Annotated in this window: 13 protein-coding genes; 4 read left to right on the top strand and 9 right to left on the bottom strand. The window is 67.2% G+C overall.

What is annotated here, in order from left to right:
• Positions 1–275 precede the first annotated feature (275 nt).
• On the top strand, positions 276–1316 hold the full coding sequence (locus tag HUW53_RS19190) for a hypothetical protein (protein ID WP_237347370.1): 1041 nt from the start codon (positions 276–278) through the stop codon (positions 1314–1316).
• 303 nt (positions 1317–1619) lie between these two features.
• On the opposite strand, the gene HUW53_RS19185 is transcribed toward HUW53_RS19190, so the two are convergent.
• The 5 genes from HUW53_RS19185 to purC all read right to left on the bottom strand — a co-directional run bounded on the left by HUW53_RS19185 (position 1620) and on the right by purC (position 6259).
• A complete protein-coding gene (locus HUW53_RS19185) occupies positions 1620–1859 on the bottom strand; it encodes a BolA family protein (protein ID WP_237347369.1) in 240 nt (79 codons plus the stop codon).
• Positions 1860–1887: 28 nt separating this feature from the next.
• On the bottom strand, positions 1888–4098 hold the full coding sequence (gene purL / locus HUW53_RS19180) for a phosphoribosylformylglycinamidine synthase subunit PurL (protein WP_237347368.1): 2211 nt from the start codon (positions 4096–4098) through the stop codon (positions 1888–1890).
• A gap of 28 nt (positions 4099–4126) precedes the next feature.
• A complete protein-coding gene (gene purQ / locus HUW53_RS19175; protein ID WP_237347367.1) occupies positions 4127–4825 on the bottom strand; it encodes a phosphoribosylformylglycinamidine synthase subunit PurQ in 699 nt (232 codons plus the stop codon).
• Between the two features lie 237 nt (positions 4826–5062).
• Positions 5063–5302: a phosphoribosylformylglycinamidine synthase subunit PurS gene (gene purS, locus HUW53_RS19170; RefSeq protein WP_237347366.1), complete on the bottom strand. Its 240-nt coding sequence runs from the start codon at positions 5300–5302 to the stop codon at positions 5063–5065.
• A gap of 162 nt (positions 5303–5464) precedes the next feature.
• A complete protein-coding gene (gene purC / locus HUW53_RS19165; RefSeq protein WP_237347365.1) occupies positions 5465–6259 on the bottom strand; it encodes a phosphoribosylaminoimidazolesuccinocarboxamide synthase in 795 nt (264 codons plus the stop codon).
• 434 nt (positions 6260–6693) lie between these two features.
• On the opposite strand from purC, the gene HUW53_RS19160 reads away from it, so the two are divergent.
• Positions 6694–7014 (top strand): DUF1476 domain-containing protein, encoded by a 321-nt coding sequence (locus HUW53_RS19160; RefSeq protein ID WP_237347364.1) that lies wholly within the window; start codon positions 6694–6696, stop codon positions 7012–7014.
• Between the two features lie 108 nt (positions 7015–7122).
• On the opposite strand, the gene rpsD is transcribed toward HUW53_RS19160, so the two are convergent.
• On the bottom strand, positions 7123–7740 hold the full coding sequence (gene rpsD / locus HUW53_RS19155) for a 30S ribosomal protein S4 (RefSeq protein WP_237347363.1): 618 nt from the start codon (positions 7738–7740) through the stop codon (positions 7123–7125).
• 331 nt (positions 7741–8071) lie between these two features.
• Between rpsD and HUW53_RS19150 the strand changes: the two genes are divergently transcribed.
• On the top strand, positions 8072–8785 hold the full coding sequence (locus tag HUW53_RS19150; RefSeq protein WP_237347362.1) for a type 1 glutamine amidotransferase: 714 nt from the start codon (positions 8072–8074) through the stop codon (positions 8783–8785).
• A 28-nt stretch (positions 8786–8813) separates the two neighbouring features.
• Here the strand turns inward: HUW53_RS19150 and HUW53_RS19145 are convergent, their stop codons facing one another.
• The 3 genes from HUW53_RS19145 to HUW53_RS19135 form a co-directional block, all read right to left on the bottom strand.
• Positions 8814–10052 carry a lytic murein transglycosylase gene (locus HUW53_RS19145; RefSeq protein ID WP_237347361.1) on the bottom strand — a complete coding sequence of 413 codons (1239 nt, stop codon included), beginning with the start codon at positions 10050–10052 and terminating at the stop codon, positions 8814–8816.
• Between the two features lie 83 nt (positions 10053–10135).
• A complete protein-coding gene (gene murI, locus HUW53_RS19140) occupies positions 10136–10981 on the bottom strand; it encodes a glutamate racemase (RefSeq protein ID WP_370877778.1) in 846 nt (281 codons plus the stop codon).
• A gap of 122 nt (positions 10982–11103) precedes the next feature.
• Positions 11104–11424 (bottom strand): 2Fe-2S iron-sulfur cluster-binding protein, encoded by a 321-nt coding sequence (locus HUW53_RS19135; RefSeq protein WP_237347359.1) that lies wholly within the window; start codon positions 11422–11424, stop codon positions 11104–11106.
• A 299-nt stretch (positions 11425–11723) separates the two neighbouring features.
• On the opposite strand from HUW53_RS19135, the gene HUW53_RS19130 reads away from it, so the two are divergent.
• Positions 11724–17195 (top strand): apolipoprotein A-IV repeat region-like domain-containing protein, encoded by a 5472-nt coding sequence (locus HUW53_RS19130; protein WP_237347358.1) that lies wholly within the window; start codon positions 11724–11726, stop codon positions 17193–17195.
• The last annotated feature ends 122 nt before the right edge of the window (positions 17196–17317 follow it).

Genomic DNA, 17317 nt, shown 5'->3' with positions numbered 1-17317 from the left:
GACCACCGACGTGCCTTGGCTCAGCGAATCGACGTCAGAACGGATGAAGCCGGCATCATCGAATCCAAGGCAGATCTGCTTCGAACGTTGGCTGTGCCGTTTCAAGAGGGAAATCGGCGGCGCTTGACGTACCGAGTTTGGGACTGGAATGGCGGGACGCGACCGATAGCGATGATCACTACGTTTACGCCATAGCCCTATGATCTGGGATTTTGTAGTGACTCAGGCCCCAAATTCCAGGGCGCCGTTAAAAAGCGCTCAAGTCAAAGGTCTCCATGAATTTCCGTTCGCCAAATCAGAAGGCTCGCGCAAAATCACTAATCCTCAAGTGGTTCGACGAGAACAGCCAACCACCCGAAATGCGCGGCAAACTCGCGTCGGGCGTGGACCGCTTCGTTGATGAGATAGCCAATCGCGACTCTTGGTCGGAATGCATGACGATCCTGCTCGGCGATCACTTGGCCCCCCACTTCCACGCTTCAGGCCAAGGTTGGCGCGTAGCCCCCTGCCAGAAGGGGCTGGCGGTGAGCACAGTCGTTCCGGGGTGGGGTTTCGGCTGGCGTACGGCCTTCCGCGATGAATACGTCTACGACATGCTCTCGTGGTTGGGGCATTACGCGCGTCAGTACATCCATCGTTCGCATGTAGCTAAGGTGTTGATGATCGCCTGGGAGAGAGACCGCGCAGTTCTTCACCCATTCGGTTCGGAAGCGCATAGTCGACGCAACGGGGCAGTCACTCCTCCGGTCTTGCCAAAGAATGCGCTTTCGACCGCAGTTGAAGACAGTGTTAACCGATGGGGACGAGTTGAACCGGCACCTCGGAGCCGATCTCGCTGGACACGCCGAAATACATTCGATCCGGCGGTTCATCAGGCCGTGTTCCATTTCCTTCGCGGCCAGTCGCTCTTGTCCTCCGGCTTCGAACTCGAAGCCCTGGTCGCCTTTGACTGCGTGTTGCAATCATTGCAGACGATTGGGTGGAGCAGCGTAGTCGGCGATCCACGGCGTAGCCGCTCCGATCTGATCGCGACGCTGGGCCTGCGCCAAAATGACGCACAGCTAGCAGAACATGTGTACTTCCTTCGGAACGAGTTCGCCGCGCACGCAGGCGGCTGGCGTTGGTGGGACACAGGTGAGTATGTGGATGACGAGTTCATGGAAAGAGCGTCCGACATGGCTCTCCGCGTCCTCAACCATGCAGCGGACGCGGAGCCGGCTACCCGGCGAATTAATCCAGAACCTGATAATTGGAGCGACTGGCTAATGGACAGCTTCCCGCTCCTCTTCTCCGCGATCTGGTTTCGAGCTGGGTAAGGCCTCCGATGCGACCAGAAATTTACACAGCGGCAGCGCTCGCAGTCGGTCGGAGATGGCGGAAAGAGTGAGATTCGAACTCGTAAGGTCGTGGGGTGCACGGTCGCCGCTCCGCTCCGGAAACGTGAGCCCAAATAGCACAGGCCGCCCTCATGGGGCGGCCTGTATGGTCTTAAATCGCCACGACGAGCGATTCATGCTGAAAGTAGTTGCCGGGTAGGTTTAAATCTCCACGGCCAACAAATGTTGATTTTAATTATAACCTGCCCGGGCTTGGTGATTCAAGGTTTCGGGTGCGCGATCTCAGGCCTTGTCCGGCGCCGCGGTGTGGAGCGCCAGGGCGTGCAGCTCGCCGCCCATGGTGCCCTTGAGCGCGGCATAGACCATCTGATGCTGCTGGACCCGGCTCTTGCCGCGGAATGCCTCCGACACAATGCGCGCCGCGTAGTGGTCCCCGTCCCCAGCGAGGTCCTCGATCGTCACCAAGGCGTCGGGGAGGGCGGACTTGATCAGCGTTTCGATGTCACGGGCCTGCATCGGCATGGCGTGTGGATCCTCCGGAGAAAACGCTTCAGGATGCGCCCATATAGATGGGCAGCCATGTTTCATGGCGATCCCTGAGCGATTCAACGATGATCGAACGGTCGCCCGGCAGGATCAAGCGGTCGCCGCCGGTCTTGCCGAGCTTCTGCACCGGCACGCCGGCTGCCTGCGCATGGCGGATCAGTTCCACCCCGTGGCTGCTCGGAGCCGTCACCACATAACGCGCCTGATCCTCGCCGAACCACCACGCATAGGCGTCCATGCCCTCGGGCGGGGCTTCCAGGATGGCACCCAGATGGCCCGCCATGGCCATTTCGGCCAGGGCCACCAAGAGCCCGCCGTCGGACACGTCATGCACCGCCGTCGCGATGCCGTCGCGGATGAGGGCGCGCACGAAATCGCCGTTGCGCTTCTCGGCCACCAGGTCCACCGGGGGCGGAGCCCCCTCCTCCCGCTCGCACACGGTGGCGAGGAAGGCGGAGGCGCCGAGCCAGCCGATGCTCTTGCCGATCAGCAGCACCAATTCACCGGAGGCCTTGAAGTCCAGCGTCATGGTGTGCGCGAGATCATCGATCAGGCCGACACCGCCGATCGAAGGCGTCGGCAGGATCGCCTGACCATTGGTCTCGTTGTAAAGGCTCACGTTGCCCGACACGATCGGGAAGTCGAGCGCCTCGCACGCCGCCCCGATGCCTTTCACGCAGGCCACGAACTGGCCCATGATCTCCGGCTTCTCGGGATTGCCGAAATTCAGGTTGTCGGTCACCGCGATCGGGGTCGCACCCACGGCGGTGAGGTTGCGCCAAGCCTCGGCCACCGCCTGCTTGCCGCCCTCGAACGGACCGGCCTCGCAATAGCGCGGCGTGACGTCGGTGGTGAAGGCCAGGGCCTTGGGGCCATCATCCACCCGCACCACGGCCGCGTCGCCGCCCGGCTTCTGCACCGTATTGCCGAGGATGAGGTGGTCATACTGCTCCCACACCCAGCGCTTCGAGCACAGGTCGGGGGAGGCGATGAGCCGCTCCAGCGCATCCGCCACCGAAAGGGAGGTGCGCACGTCGCTCGGGGGGATGACGGGCCGGTCCGCCGGCTCCTCATAGGGCCGGTGATATTCCGGCGCCTCGTCGCCCAGTTCCTTGATCGGCAGGTCGGCTTCCACCACGCCCTTGTGCTTCACCACGAAACGCAGGGCTTCGGTGGTGCGGCCCACCACGGCGAAGTCGAGGCCCCACTTCGTGAAGATGGCCTCGGCCTCGGCTTCCTTGCCGTCGGCGATCACCATGAGCATGCGCTCCTGGCTCTCCGACAGCATCATCTCATAGGCGCTCATGCCCTCTTCGCGGCAGGGCACCGCGTCGAGGTTCAGCTCCACGCCCAGGTCGCCCTTGGCGCCCATTTCGACCGCGGAACTGGTGAGGCCGGCGGCGCCCATGTCCTGGATCGCCACCACGCAGCCCGCCTGCATGATCTCCAGGCACGCTTCCAGCAGCAGCTTCTCGGCGAAGGGGTCGCCCACCTGCACGGTCGGGCGCTTCTCTTCCGCGTCGGCGCCGAATTCTGCCGAGGCCATGGTGGCGCCATGGATGCCGTCGCGGCCGGTCTTGGAACCGAGATAGACGATCGCCCGGCCCACGCCCGCCGCCGCCGCGTAAAAGATCTCGTCGGTCTTGGCGAGGCCGACCGCCATCGCATTGACGAGGATGTTGCCATTGTAGCGCTTGTGGAAGCCCACCGAGCCGCCCACCGTGGGCACGCCGAAGGAATTGCCGTAGCCGCCGATACCCGCCACCACGCCGGCCAAAAGGCGGCGCGTCTTGGCATTGTGGCAATCGCCGAAGCGCAGCAGGTTGAGCGCCGCGATCGGCCGCGCGCCCATGGTGAACACATCGCGCAGGATGCCGCCCACGCCCGTTCCAGCACCCTGATAGGGCTCGATGAACGAGGGGTGGTTGTGGCTCTCCATCTTGAACACCACGGCCTGCCCGCCGCCGATGTCCACCACGCCGGCATTCTCGCCGGGACCCTGGATCACCCGCGGCCCCTTGGTGGGCAGCGTGCGCAGCCAAACCTTGGAGGACTTGTAGGAGCAGTGTTCGTTCCACATGGCGGAAACGATGCCAAGCTCCGTAAGGGTCGGCTCGCGGCCGATGAGCTTCACGAAATGCGCGTATTCCTCCGGCTTCAGGCCGTGTTCGGCCACCAGTTCCGGGGTGATGCGGGGCGTGTTGGGAAGGGTCACAGCGAGTCGATCCGAATTGGGGCGGGCGTCACGCCGCTTTCAGGGCGCCGGCGAGGCTCTCGAACAAGCCGCGCCCGTCGGTCGGGCCGATCTCCGGCTCGATGTAGTTTTCCGGATGCGGCATCATGCCGAGCACGTTGAACTTCTCGGAATAGATGCCGGCAATGCCGTTGATGGAGCCGTTCGGCCCATCGGTCTCGTCGATCTGGCCATCGGGCCGCGCATAGCGGAACGCCACGCGGCCTTCCTTCTCCAGCTCGGTGATGGTGGCCTCGTCCGCCGTGTAGTTGCCCTCGCCATGGGCGACGGGGATGCGGATCAGGTCCGCCTTGCGGTAGGCCTTGGTGAAGGCGGTATCGGCCCGTTCCACGCGCAGCACCACCTCGCGGCAGACGAAGCGCAGGCGCGCGTTGCGCACCAGCACGCCGGGCAGAAGGCCAGCCTCGCACAGGATCTGGAAGCCGTTGCAGATGCCCAGCACCAGCCCGCCCTTGGCGGCGTGCGCGCGCACCGCGTCCATGATGTTGGCGCGGGCGGCGATGGCGCCGCAGCGCAGATAGTCGCCATAGGAGAAGCCGCCCGGCAGCACCACGAGATCGGTGCCCGCCGGCAGCTCATGCTCCGCGTGCCAGACGATATTCGGCTTGGCGCCGGCGACGAGCCTCAGGGCACGCGCGGCATCCCGCTCGCGATTGGAGCCGGGAAAGAGGATGACGGCAGGTTTCATGATCTCTCAATGGGCGTCGGACAAGACTTCTGCAAGGGCGCGGCGCGCCACAAGGTCGGACCGGCTGGCGATGCGTTCGCGCGGGACATCCCGAGGCTCCGGAAGCTCCTGACCACACGGTGGGCCGGACCCGCTCCGCAGGACGGCACCCCGTGGATCAGCGTGCTCGCGATCTCGACCATGGCGTCCCCTCGGTGGTGTCCCCTCGGCGGCATCGGCTTTCAGCTTACCACACCCTCAGGCGAACTCGATCCGATAGGTCTCGATCACCGTATTGGCGAGCAGCTTGTCGCACGCTTCCTTCAGGGCCACCTCGGCGACATCGCGATCGTTGCCCGCGAGTTCCACGTCGAAGACCTTGCCTTGACGCACGCTCTGCACGCCGTTGACGCCGAGCGAACGCAGAGCGCCCTCGATGGCCTTGCCTTGCGGGTCCAGCACCGCCGACTTCAATGTGACGATCACGCGTGCCTTCATGACACCTTTTCTCTCGTTTCGCGCGCCAGGCGCATCGTTCCTGCCCGCGCCGCACCCACCCGGCGTCACCCGCCGCGGCCGGGACCCGGCTGAACGCAAACGGGGGCCTCGTGGCCCCCGCCTAGCATTATTTGCCGACCGGGCTCAATGCCCCGTCGAGCCTCACTTGACCAACACCGGGCCCTTGCCCTGGGTGTTGTCGTTTTCCATGAGGATGCCGAGCCGGCGCGCCACTTCGGTGTAGGCCTCCACCAGCCCACCCATGTCGCGACGGAAACGGTCCTTGTCCAGCTTGTCGTTGGACTTGATGTCCCACAGCCGGCACGAATCGGGGCTGATCTCGTCCGCCACCACGATCCGCATCATGTCGTTTTCCCACAGGCGGCCACATTCCATCTTGAAATCCACAAGACGGATGCCGACGCCGAGGAACAGGCCGGTCAGGAAGTCGTTGACGCGGATCGCAAGCGCGATGATGTCATCGATTTCCTGGGTCGCGGCCCAGCCGAACGCCGTGATGTGCTCTTCCGACACCAGCGGGTCGTTGAGCGCGTCGTTCTTGTAATAGAACTCGATGATCGAGCGCGGCAGCGGAGTGCCCTCCTCGATTCCGAGTCGCGTCGACAGAGACCCGGCCGCCACATTGCGCACCACGATCTCCAGCGGGATGATCTCCACCTCGCGGATCAGCTGCTCGCGCATGTTCAGGCGGCGGATGAAGTGAGTCGGCACGCCGATATCGTTCAACCGGGAGAAGATATACTCCGAGATCCGGTTGTTGAGCACGCCCTTGCCATCGATGACATCGTGCTTTTTAGCGTTGAAGGCGGTCGCGTCATCCTTGAAGTGCTGGATGAGAGTGCCGGGCTCCGGACCTTCATAGAGGACCTTCGCCTTGCCTTCGTAAATGCGGCGGCGGCGCGACATGGGTATATACCGTCGATTGAGGAAATCCATGGGTGTGCCAAGGCTCCGTTCTGGTGACGTTCCTCGGCCGGGTTCGGGTGGCTGTCAGGCAGTCCACGTCTAACCCGCTCGGACACTAGCCGATCCCGAGCCCGGATACAACGCAACTGCGTCAATGATGCAAACGTCATAGGCTTTTGACGGAAAACGGTACCAGGGTGCCCGGCGCGGCGCGCGGCGGCGCAGCGTTCGCGCATGAGGGCTTCTTCCTGATTCCACATTCGGTTACGATAGGGCCAACCAGCCGCCCGCCGCGACCCGCCCGCAACCCGGCCGCGACATGGGGCAGCGCCTCACCGCCGTTGATCTGAGCAGAAGCGACCTATATTCAGGGCACGCGCGCGGGCGGGACGAGACTTCCGCGCACCGTGCTAACCGATCCCCGGTCTACTGCCGGTTACGAAATCGTCACGAAGAGGGCTAAGATGACCACGTTCGACAAGCGCGAAGAAGGGTTTGAAAAGCGCTTCGCGCTCGACGAGGAGACCCGCTTCAAGGCACTCGCCCGACGCAACAAGAAGCTCGGCCTGTGGGCCGCGGAAAAGCTCGGCCTCTCCGGTGAGGCAGCGGAGGCTTACGCCAAGGAAGTTGTGGTCGCCGACCTTGAAGAGGCGGGCGATGAGGATGTCTTCCGCAAACTGCGCACGGATTTCGACGCCAAGGGTGTCGTCGTGTCCGATCACCAGATTCGCCGCAACATGGACGAATTCCTGGCCGCCGCCGCTACCGAGATGAAGGCGGGCTGATTCCCGTCGTCCGGCGGGCGGGAGCGGTGACGCTCGGGCCACCGGCCGGTGCAAACCCATAAAAAAGGCCGCCCAAGGCGGCCTTTTTCTTTGCCCTCGCCGAAGCGATCAGCGCGAGTAGAACTCGACCACCAGGTTCGGTTCCATCTGCACCGGATAGGGCACCTCGTTCAGCTCCGGGATGCGGGCGAATCGCACCGCGAGCTTGCCGGCGTCAGCCTCGAGGTAATCGGGCACGTCGCGCTCGCCGAGCTGCTGGGCCTCGATCACGAGAGCGAGCTGACGGGAGGCTTCCTTCACTTCCACCACGTCACCGACCTTCACGAGGTAGGAGGGGACGTTCACCCGCTGGCCGTTCACCTTGATGTGACCGTGGGACACGAACTGGCGGGCGGCGAAGATGGTGGGCACGAACTTGGCGCGATACACCACGGCGTCCAGGCGGCGCTCCAGGAGGCCGATCAGGTTCGCCCCGGTGTCGCCCTTCAGGCGGCCGGCTTCCACATAGGTCTTGTGGAACTGCTTCTCGCCGATGGAGCCATAATAGCCCTTCAGCTTCTGCTTGGCGCGCAGCTGCACGCCGAAGTCGGACAGCTTGCCCTTGCGGCGCTGGCCGTGCTGGCCGGGACCATATTCGCGACGGTTCACCGGGCTCTTGGAGCGGCCCCAGATGTTCTCGCCCAGACGGCGGTCGATCTTGTGCTTGGCCGCAATGCGCTTGGTCATGTAACGCGGATCCTTGAATGTTCTAGTGTTAAAGAGGGATCGCGCCCCTCCTCTGCGGAAGCTGCCGACCCGCGAACCGGAAAGTCCACGGGTTGCACGGCTTCCGCCGACAGGCCCTTGCGACGCGCTGCCGCAAAACGCCACGGGTGCGTGAAACGCCGAACGGGCCGAACCCGGCCCGAAGGTGTCCGCCTCTTAAGGGCTCCCGGCCTGAAAGTCAATGTTTGCCGCCTTCGCGATCAGCGCGGGGGGCGCCTTGCCCTTCATTTGGCCTTGCGGACCGGCCGTCACCTTTTAGCTTGCCCCGGTCCCCTCATCGGAGCCACCCCCCATGAAGATCCTCGTGTTCCAGCATGTCGCCGCCGAGCACCCCGGCAGCTTCCGCGACCTCATGCGGGCGGACGGCACCCAATGGCACCCGGTGGAGTTGGACGAAGGCGAGCCGATCCCGCCCCTCGACGATTACGACGCCCTCATGGTGTTCGGCGGCCCGATGGACGTGTGGCAGGAGCAGGAGCATCCCTGGCTGGTGGCGGAAAAGGCCGCCATCCGCGCATGGGCGGCGAAGGATCGGCCCTATCTCGGCGTGTGCCTCGGCCATCAGCTTCTTGCCGACGCCCTGGGCGGCAAGGTCGGCCTCATGGACAAGCCCGAGGTCGGCGTCACCGAGGTTTCGCTCACCCCCGCCGGCCGGGCCGCCCCCCTCTTCACCGGGCTCGCGCCCACCTTTCCCACCTTGCAGTGGCACGGGGCCGCGGTGCTGGAGCTGCCACCCGGCGCCACGGTGTTGGCGGAAAACGCGCACTGTCCGATCCAGTCCATCCAGGTGGGCCGGCGCGCCTTCGGCATTCAGTATCATGTGGAACTGACCGACGCGACGGTGCCCGAATGGGGCGCCATCACCGAATATCGCTGCGCGCTGGAGGCCATCACCGGCCCCGGCGGACAGGCCGCGCTGGAAACCGCGACCCGCGAGAAGATGCCGGTGTTCCAGGCCGCCGCCAGGCAGCTCTATGCCAACTTCAAGTCGGTGATCGCGAACTGAGAGACACCCGCCGGGGGGCAGTCCTTGGCTATCGCCCCTGCCGCAGCGCATGGAGCACCGTGATGGAGGCATAGCCATCGTCGGGGCTGATGCCGGCCTTCTGTTGGAAGGCCCGCACCGCGCGCATGGTGTCGGTGCCCACGCGTCCATCGGTACCGCCGGTGTCGAAGCCGGCGGCGGTGAGGCGCTGCTGCACCTCCTGCACCTCGGCCAGGGTCAAGGCCCGCTCGCCGCCGGGCCACGGCGTCACGAACGGCCCCTCCCCCATGATGCGGTCGCCCAGGTGCACCACGGCAAGGGCATAGTTGGAGGAGGGATTGTAGGAGCGTACCGCATAAAAATTATGGAACAGCAGCAGCGCCGGCCCTCCGGTTCCGCCCGGCAGCCACAGGCGCGCCGGCTCGTCATACCCGGAGAGCGCGCCCCCCTCCACCGTCGTCACCCCGAGGTCGCCCCATTGGCTCAGCGGCCGGTTGCTCTTGTTGTCAGCGAAGGCCGTGTTGAAGCCCTGCGGCAGCTTCGCCTCCACGCCCCAGGGCTCGCCGCGACGGTACTTGCCGCGGCGGACGAGGTAATTGGCGGTGCCGGCCAGCGCATCATCCGGCTTGCCATAGGGGGAGATGCGGCCATCGCCGTCGAAATCCACCCCCATGTTGAGCCAGACTTCGGGCATCCATTGGGTGTGCCCCATGGCGCCGGCCCAGGAGCCGGTCATTTCCCCTGGGGTACCCCAGCCGCGCTCGACGATGACCAGCGCGTTCAGCAATTCCGCCTCCCAGTAACTGCGCCGCCGCGGATCGCCCCAGGCGAGCGCGGCGAGGGAGGGGAACACCGGCTTCATGTGCTTGGGATTGTCGAGCACGTCGCCAAAGGCGCTTTCCATGCCCCAATAGCCGAGCATCACCCGCCGATCGACGCCGAACGCCTGCTCGATCCGGCTGAACAGCCCCGCATATTGGCGCGCCCGCTCCTTGCCGGTGGCGATGCGCCAGTCGGAGACGCGGCGGTTGAGATACTGCCACGTCTGCTCGGTGAACTCAGGCTGCGCCCGGTCCTGGGCATAGACGCTGGTGTCCGGCTTCAGACCCTGGAACACACGATTGTAAGTGGCATCGGAGATGCCCCGCGCCCGCGCCCTGGCGCGGAATTGCTCCACCCAGGCGGGAAACGGCTTGGCCGCCTTCTGCGCAAAGGCGGGCGCGCCCGCGAGCAGCACCGTGCCCAGGAGGCCGAACGAGACGGCGCGGCGGTCGACCCGAACGGCCATGGAACCCTCTCCTTAAATTGCCGAGCGCATTTTCAAGCGAAGGGGCGACCGGTTCGCGTGAAGACATGCGAAAACTCAATGATCTAGCTGGCGGCCGCCCAAGGCCGCACACCGGGCGACCCCAGAATTTCCGGTGGCGCCACCTTTCGGCCGATGATTGTCGCGACGCGTGCGCTGTCGAGCGGCCGCGCGGTGGATATCAGCCGCACCGGAGCATCCGGCGCAAGGTCCGCCGGCGCCGGCCCCAGAAGCTGCGTCACCCGCCGCGCGATGGCGGGCGCCGGGTCCACCCAGGAGACCGGCCACGGCGCAAGGCGCTCCAGGCGGTCGCGCAGAAGCGGATAGTGGGTGCACGCCAAGACCACCGTATCGGTCCGCCGACCACCCGCCGCGACGAAGCAGGGGGCGATCTCGGTCCGGATGGCGTCATCGGCCACGCTTCGGCCGGCGAGCGCCGCCTCGGCCAAGGCGGCGAGCCGGGGAGCCGGCACAAGGGTCACCTCGCACTGGGCGGAGAATTGTCGGATGAGGTCGGCGGTGTAGTCCCGGCGCACCGTGCCGGGGGTGGCCAGAATGCTGACCCGGCCGCTGAGGGACGCCGCGCAGGCCGGCTTCACCGCCGGCACCGTGCCGACGAACGGCAGGGCATGGCGCGCGCGCAGGCTCGGCAGCACCACGGTGGAGGCGGTGTTGCAGGCGATCACCACGAGCGCCGGTCGCACCGCGGCGATGAGGCGGCCGACCACCTCGTTCACGCGGGCAACGAGCGCCTGGTCGCTCAGGTCGCCATAGGGAAAGCCGGCATCGTCGGCGGCATAGACGAAGCGCGCATCGGGACGGACGCGGGCCACCTCGCGGAACACGGAGAGGCCGCCGGCGCCGGAATCGAACACGAGGATCGTCGGCGCCGGGTGGGATGCGGGCAACACGGCTTGAAGTCTCTCGGCAGAAGCAGTGACGGTCGTCATAGCTTATCCCCAACGGCACGGGCGATAGTGTGGCCCCGCACCGTAAAGGAAACATAAGTGCCCGCCGGACAGCGGCCCGCTGCTCAGCCCTGGCTCTCCGGCATGCGCAGCACCAGGCCGTCCAGTTCCGCCGTCAGCCGGATCTGGCAGGACAGGCGCGAACTGGGGCTCACCTCGCTGGCAAAATCGAGCATCCCTTCCTCCATCTCGGAAGGCTCGCCCACCTTCCCCACCCACGCCTCGTCCACATAGACGTGGCAGGTGGCGCAGGCGCAGGCGCCCCCGCATTCCCCGACGATGCCGGGCACGCCATTGCGCACGGCGGCCTCCATGGCGGTCGAGCCTTCGGGTGCGTCGACCTGGTGAGAGGTGCCGTTGAATTCGATAAAAGTGAGTGCGACCATGGATTTGCCGTAACCGCGCCGAATGGATTGAAGCCCTTCCAGGGAAGGTCCTGGGCGCCCTATAGCCCCAACATCCCGGCGAAGCCAGCACGAAGCGAGGGGCGTATTAACGATATCTTCATTCTCGCGACGCGCCCGGTTCAAAGCCTTCGCCACCCTGGATAGGATAAGGAACAGTAAACCAATTCCGCGGCCGCACGGGGCCAAGGGGCCTTGGCTGGCCCCGCGCATGTGGGATCGGTGGCGGACAGCCGGTGACATCACCAGCCGGCCGCCCTGAAGGCAAAGGCGACGGCGACATGAAGACTCCGATGAAGGTCCAGGATCCGACCGAGGTCGCTCTTTCGGCGATTCAGGAGGCGCTGACGCTGGAGCTGGACAATGCCCAGCAGGCCCAGGCCGCCAAGGAGGCGAAAGAGCAGGCCCCTCCGGTCGAGGTGGCCACGGAGCCGCCAGCCACCGAACCGGAGGCGAGCACCGAGGCGCCGGCGCCCGCGGACGAACGGCCGGTGCCCGCGCAGCCCATCGGGCGCCGGGCCCCACGCACCACGCCCGCGGCCGAGGACAGCCGGCGCGAAGGACCGCGCCGCCCCCGCGAGACGCCCGAGCGGCGGGCCGCCAATGACGACCGCCAGAATATCGGCTTGATGCTCAGCCGCCTGCGCCGTCCCGCCTCGACCGCCCCCTATTGGTGGGCGACCGCGGCCGCCCTGGTGTGGATCGCGGTGGGCATCGCCCTCGCCTACACCTATCAGCGGGGCCTGATGGCCAATTCGGAAGGGCTCCAGTCCCTGCTGAATTCCCCGGCGCTGCTCGGTGTGTTCGCGTCCATCCTGGTGCCGCCCCTCGCCTTTTTCGGCCTGGCGGCGCTGGTCCGCCGCTCGCAGGAGCTTCAGGGCATCGCCCGCGCCATGACCGAGGTCGCCATGCGGCTCGCCGAGCCCGAGGCCCTCGCCACCGACACGGTGGTGAATGTGGGCCAGGCGGTGCGCCGCGAGGTGGCGGCCATGGGCGACGGCCTCGACCGCGCCGTGACCCGCGCCGGCGAGCTGGAAGCCATGGTGCGCACGGAAGTCTCGCTGCTCGAGCGGGCCTATGGGGACAACGAGGTCCGCATCCGCACCCTGATCGACGACCTCCAGGCCGAGCGCCAGAACATCCAGCTCGAGACCGAGCGCCTGCGCGAAGGCATCGCCGGGGCCGAGACCGTGCTCTCCAACGAGGTGCGGGACGCCTCCGCGCGCATCCAGGAGAGCATGCTGACCGCCAGCGAGCGCGTCACCGAGATCCTCGGCGAAAAGGGCGAGCACATCACTTCCGCCCTCGCCCGGGTCGGCGATTCCATGATCGACGGTCTCACCGCCAAGGGCACCGAGCTGATCGACCGGCTGCAGGTGACCGGCACCGAGATCCGCCAGGATCTCTCCAACTCCGCCGACGTGCTGGTGAAGACCCTGAAGTCGCGGACCGACGATCTGGCCACCAACCTCCTGTCGTCCACCTCCGAAGTGGCGGTGCTGATCGACCGTTGGGGCGACGACGTCAACGTCAATATCGAGCGGCTGAAGACCAACATCAGCGACACCCTGGCCGAGAACGGCGGCAACCTCACCGCCGAGATCGCCGCCCGCATCGACGCCGCCAGCGGCGCCATCCGCGCCGCCGCGGAATCCATCGTCGCCGATTTCGGCAGCCGTGGAAATGACCTGGTGCTTCAGCTCGACAAGAGCGGCGAGGCGGTCAGCGAAGCCATCGGCGCCCGTGGCGCCGAAGTGGCGGCGCGCATCACCGCCGCCGGCGACGCCTTCCGCACCGCCGCCGAGGCCGCCGCGACCGACTTCGGCAATCACGGCAGCGCGCTGGCCGCCCATCTCGACAAGAGCGGGAGCGCCGTCAGCCAGACCGTGGGAGCCGCCAGCGAAGCCTTCCGGAACACCACCGAAGCCGCGATGGGCGATTTCGGCGCACGCGGAACGGAATTGGCCGCCCAGCTGGAAAAGAGCGGGCTCGCAGTGGGCGAGATCCTCAGCGAGGCGGGCGCCACCCTGCGCACCACCGCCGACGCCGCGTTGGCCGACTTCGGCGCCCGTGGCAGCGACGTCTCCGCCCAGCTCGAAAAGAGCGCCGCCACCGTGAGCGGCAGCCTCGAAGCCGCCAGCGACGCCTTCCGCGCCACCGCCGAAGCCGCCGTTGCCACCCTCGGCGATCACGGCAGTGAACTGGCGCTGCGTCTCGACAAGACCGCCGACGCCGTCAGCCAGACCATCGGCGCCGCCAGCGACACCCTGCGCACCGCCACCGAAGCCGCGATCGCGACCCTTGGCGATCACGGCAGCGCGCTGGCGCTGCGTCTCGACAAGACCGCCGATGCCGTTAGCCAGACCATCGGTGCCGCTGGCGACGCCCTGCGCGCCGCCACCGAAGCCACGGTCGCCGATTTCGGCGATCACGGCAGCGCGCTGGCGCTTCAGCTCGACAAGACCGCCGACGCCGTCGGCCAGACCATCGGCGCCGCCAGCGACGCCTTCCGCGCGGCCACGCAGGCCAGCGTCGCCGATTTCGGCAGCCGCGGCAGCGACCTCGCCGGCCAGATCGAAAAGGCCGGAGAAACCATCGCCGACACCCTGGCGGCACGCGGCGCCGAGGTGGCCGATCGTGTGATGGCCGCCAGCGACGCCTTCCGTGCGACCGCCGAGGCCAGCGTCGCCGATTTCGGCAGCCGCGGCAGCGCCCTCGCCGACCAGATCGAAAAGGCCGGGGAAACCATCGCCGACACCCTGGGCGCACGCGGCGCCGAGGTTGCCGATCGCGTGATGGCCGCCAGCGACGCCTTCCATGCCGCCACCGAGGCCGCCCTCGCTGATTTCGACACCCGAGGCACCGATCTGGTGCTGCAGCTGGAGCGCAGCGGCGAGGTCATCGGCGAGACCGTGGCCATCCGTGGCGCCGAGATCGCCGACCGCATCGAGGACACCAGCGCCCGCATCATCGACGCCATCACCGTGAGCGGCGACGCTTTGCCCCAGCGCCTCGTCGAGAGCGGGGATCGCATTGCCGCCGCGCTCGACCGTTCGGTGGCCCAGGCCGGCGCCAACCTCACCGAGAAGGGCGCCGAGATCGCGACCTCCCTCGCCGCCGCCGGCTCCGACATCACCGACCGCCTGTCGGTGGTGAGCAACCAAGTCACCAAGGCCATCGGCGCACGCGGCAGCAAGGTCACCGACGCCTTCCGCGAGACCGCCGACACCCTGGTCAATGCCATGGGCAGCAAGGGCGACGCCATCAAGGAGATGCTTGGCACCCAGCTCCGGGCGATCGACGAGGCCTTCACGGTCCAGGGTGCCGAGCTGGCCGAGCGGCTGCACCACGACGGCAGCGCCTTCGCCCGCGCGGTGAACGACGGGGTCAAGGCCTTCGACAACACGGTGAAGGTGCAGGCGCCCGAGCTGATCGACCAGATCAATCATCGGGTGAACGAGGTGAACGAAAATCTGCGGCTCGCCGTGGACAATCTCGACGAGCGCCTCGCCTCCACCACCTCCAATGTGGCGGGGACCCTGGACCAGCGCATCGCCCGCATCGAGCAGACCCTCGACCAGCGCGCCCAGAGCCTCACCGAGACCCTCGCCAGCCGCACCGTGGATCTGGCGCGCACCTTCGTCGAGGGCGCCACCAGCACCACGTCCGCCCTGGACAAGTCGATGGAGACCCTCGACGGCTTCTTCGCCAGCCGCAACAAGGTGCTGGGCGAGACGCTGATGGACCGCGCGGAAGTGGTCCAGCGCGCCCTTGGCGCCCGTGCCCAGGACATCGCCAGCCTGCTGGATGGCCGTGTGCACCACATCGAGGAGCTGGTCATCGGCCGCCTCGACGGCGTCGCGGCCGATCTGGAGGCGCGCGGCGGCGCGGTCGCGGACGGTCTGGCACGCCGCATGGAAGCCGTCTCCGGCACCCTCAAGAGCAACGCGGCGGAGGTCGAGCGCTCGCTCACGGCCCTGTCGCTCAATGTGGGCCAGGCCCTGACCGGACACGCGGAAAAGGTGGCCGACGCGCTGGGCACCCGACTCAACGAGATCGCCCACCTGATCGACGACAAGAACGGGGCCTTCCTGGTGGCCCTGGAGCGCACCAGCCAGCGCGCCGTCGCCGAGATCACCGCCACCAACACCGGTCTCAAGGGCGATGTGCAGGCCATCATCGAGCGCCTGGGCGACGCCAATTCCACCTTCCAGAGCGCCATGGCCAATGCCGTGAGCAACCTCGGCGACTTTTCAGGCACCTTTGCCCGTCAGGTCGAGGACTTCAGCGCCACCGTCGGCGCCATCGGCGAGACCGCCGACGCCACCGCCGCGCGCTTCGATGCTCAGATCAGCTCGCTCAAGAGTGTGTCCGGCAGCACGTTGTCGGAGATCAGCACCCTCACCGAGCGCCTGGAGCAGCAGAGCCGCTCCCTGGGCGAAGCGTCCCAGGCCCTGGGCGTCACCCAGGAGCGGGTCGAGGCTACGCTCAACGCCCGCCGCGCCGCCATGGCGGAACTCGCCGGCGCCATGACCGCCCGCGTGGCCGACATGGACGGCCGCATGCAGCACTTCCACGCCATGCTCGACGACAGCTTCAAGGCCGCGCAGAGCCGCGCCCGCGAGATTGCCGGCGTGGTGGCCGAGGCCGCCTCGGGCTCCACCCAGGCCCTCGAAAGCCAGGTGGAACATCTGCGCACCGCCGCCGAGCAGGAGCGCGAGCGGGTCGCGGCCGCGCTCCGGCAGACGTATGAGGCGGCCATCCAGGACGTGCGCCGCATGTTCGGCGACACCGGAAGCCAGTTCACGGAGGCCGCGCACGAGCTGAAGCGCACCACCGAAGAGGTGCAGCAGGCGATCGAGCTGGCCCGCACAGAAATGAAGCGGGGCCTCATGGAGCTGCCGGCGGAAACCGAGGCGACCGCCGCCAGCATGCGCCACGCCGTGGCCGAGCAGATCAAGGCGCTCGCGGAGCTGAACGAGATCGTCGCCCGCCAGGGTCAGGCGTTCGATGTGGTCGAGGCCGGCGCCCGTGCCACGGCGCAGGATCTGGCCCTCGACTCGGTGGCCCGCGAGCTGGCGGCCCTCGTGCCGCAGGCATCGGCTCACCAGCCATCCGAGCCGGTCGTTGAGACCCCGGCGCCGCTCCCCCTCGAACAGGCACCGGACCTGCCGGTCGAGGCTGACGTCGCCGCGGTCGCTCCGGCGGTTGCCGAGGACGCAACGGTGGCGGTAGACGCGACGGGCACTGCGGAGGCCCCCGCGCAGATCGCGGCGATCCCGGACCGGGAGGAGCTTCTGAGCGAGCTGCTGGCCCTTGCCACGGACGATCTCCACCCGCGGGAGACCGGCCCTGCCCCGCGCCGCCGCCCGGAAAGCCTTGTCCCGCCGCGCCGCGCCGCCGCCCGCCCGGTGCCGGAGACGGTGGAGGCCCTCACCGCCGAGATCGGCCGGCTGGTGGACGCGACCGTGGCCGCCGATTGCTGGGATCGCCAGTTGAACGGCCAGCATGCCGCCTTCACCCGGCGCATCTACACCCTGCAGGGCCTGCAAGCCTTCGAGACCCTGCGTCGGCGGTACCAGGACGAACCGGCCTTCCACGACCAGGTAGACCACTACATTGCCGAATACGACGACCTTCTGGAGCAGGTGAGCGCCGGAGAGAACGGTAACGTGCTGACCCGCACCTATCTCTCTTCCGACCCCGGCAAGGTCTACACCATGCTCGCGCACATCGCCGGCCGCCTCGATTGAGGCGGCCGCGTGCCGCGACCGCTGGCGACGTGGTGTCGCGCCGGCGGTATGGACTTATTCGTGTAATATAATTTCGCTTCAACTGCCCGCAGCCTAACGCCTGCGGGCGTCGCATGGCCCAG

This window comes from Xanthobacter agilis, from assembly GCF_021730435.1.
Taxonomy (GTDB): Bacteria; Pseudomonadota; Alphaproteobacteria; order Rhizobiales; family Xanthobacteraceae; genus Xanthobacter; species Xanthobacter agilis.
The sequence above is the reverse complement of the archived record's forward strand: the minus strand, read 5'-3'. Positions and strand labels throughout refer to the sequence as shown.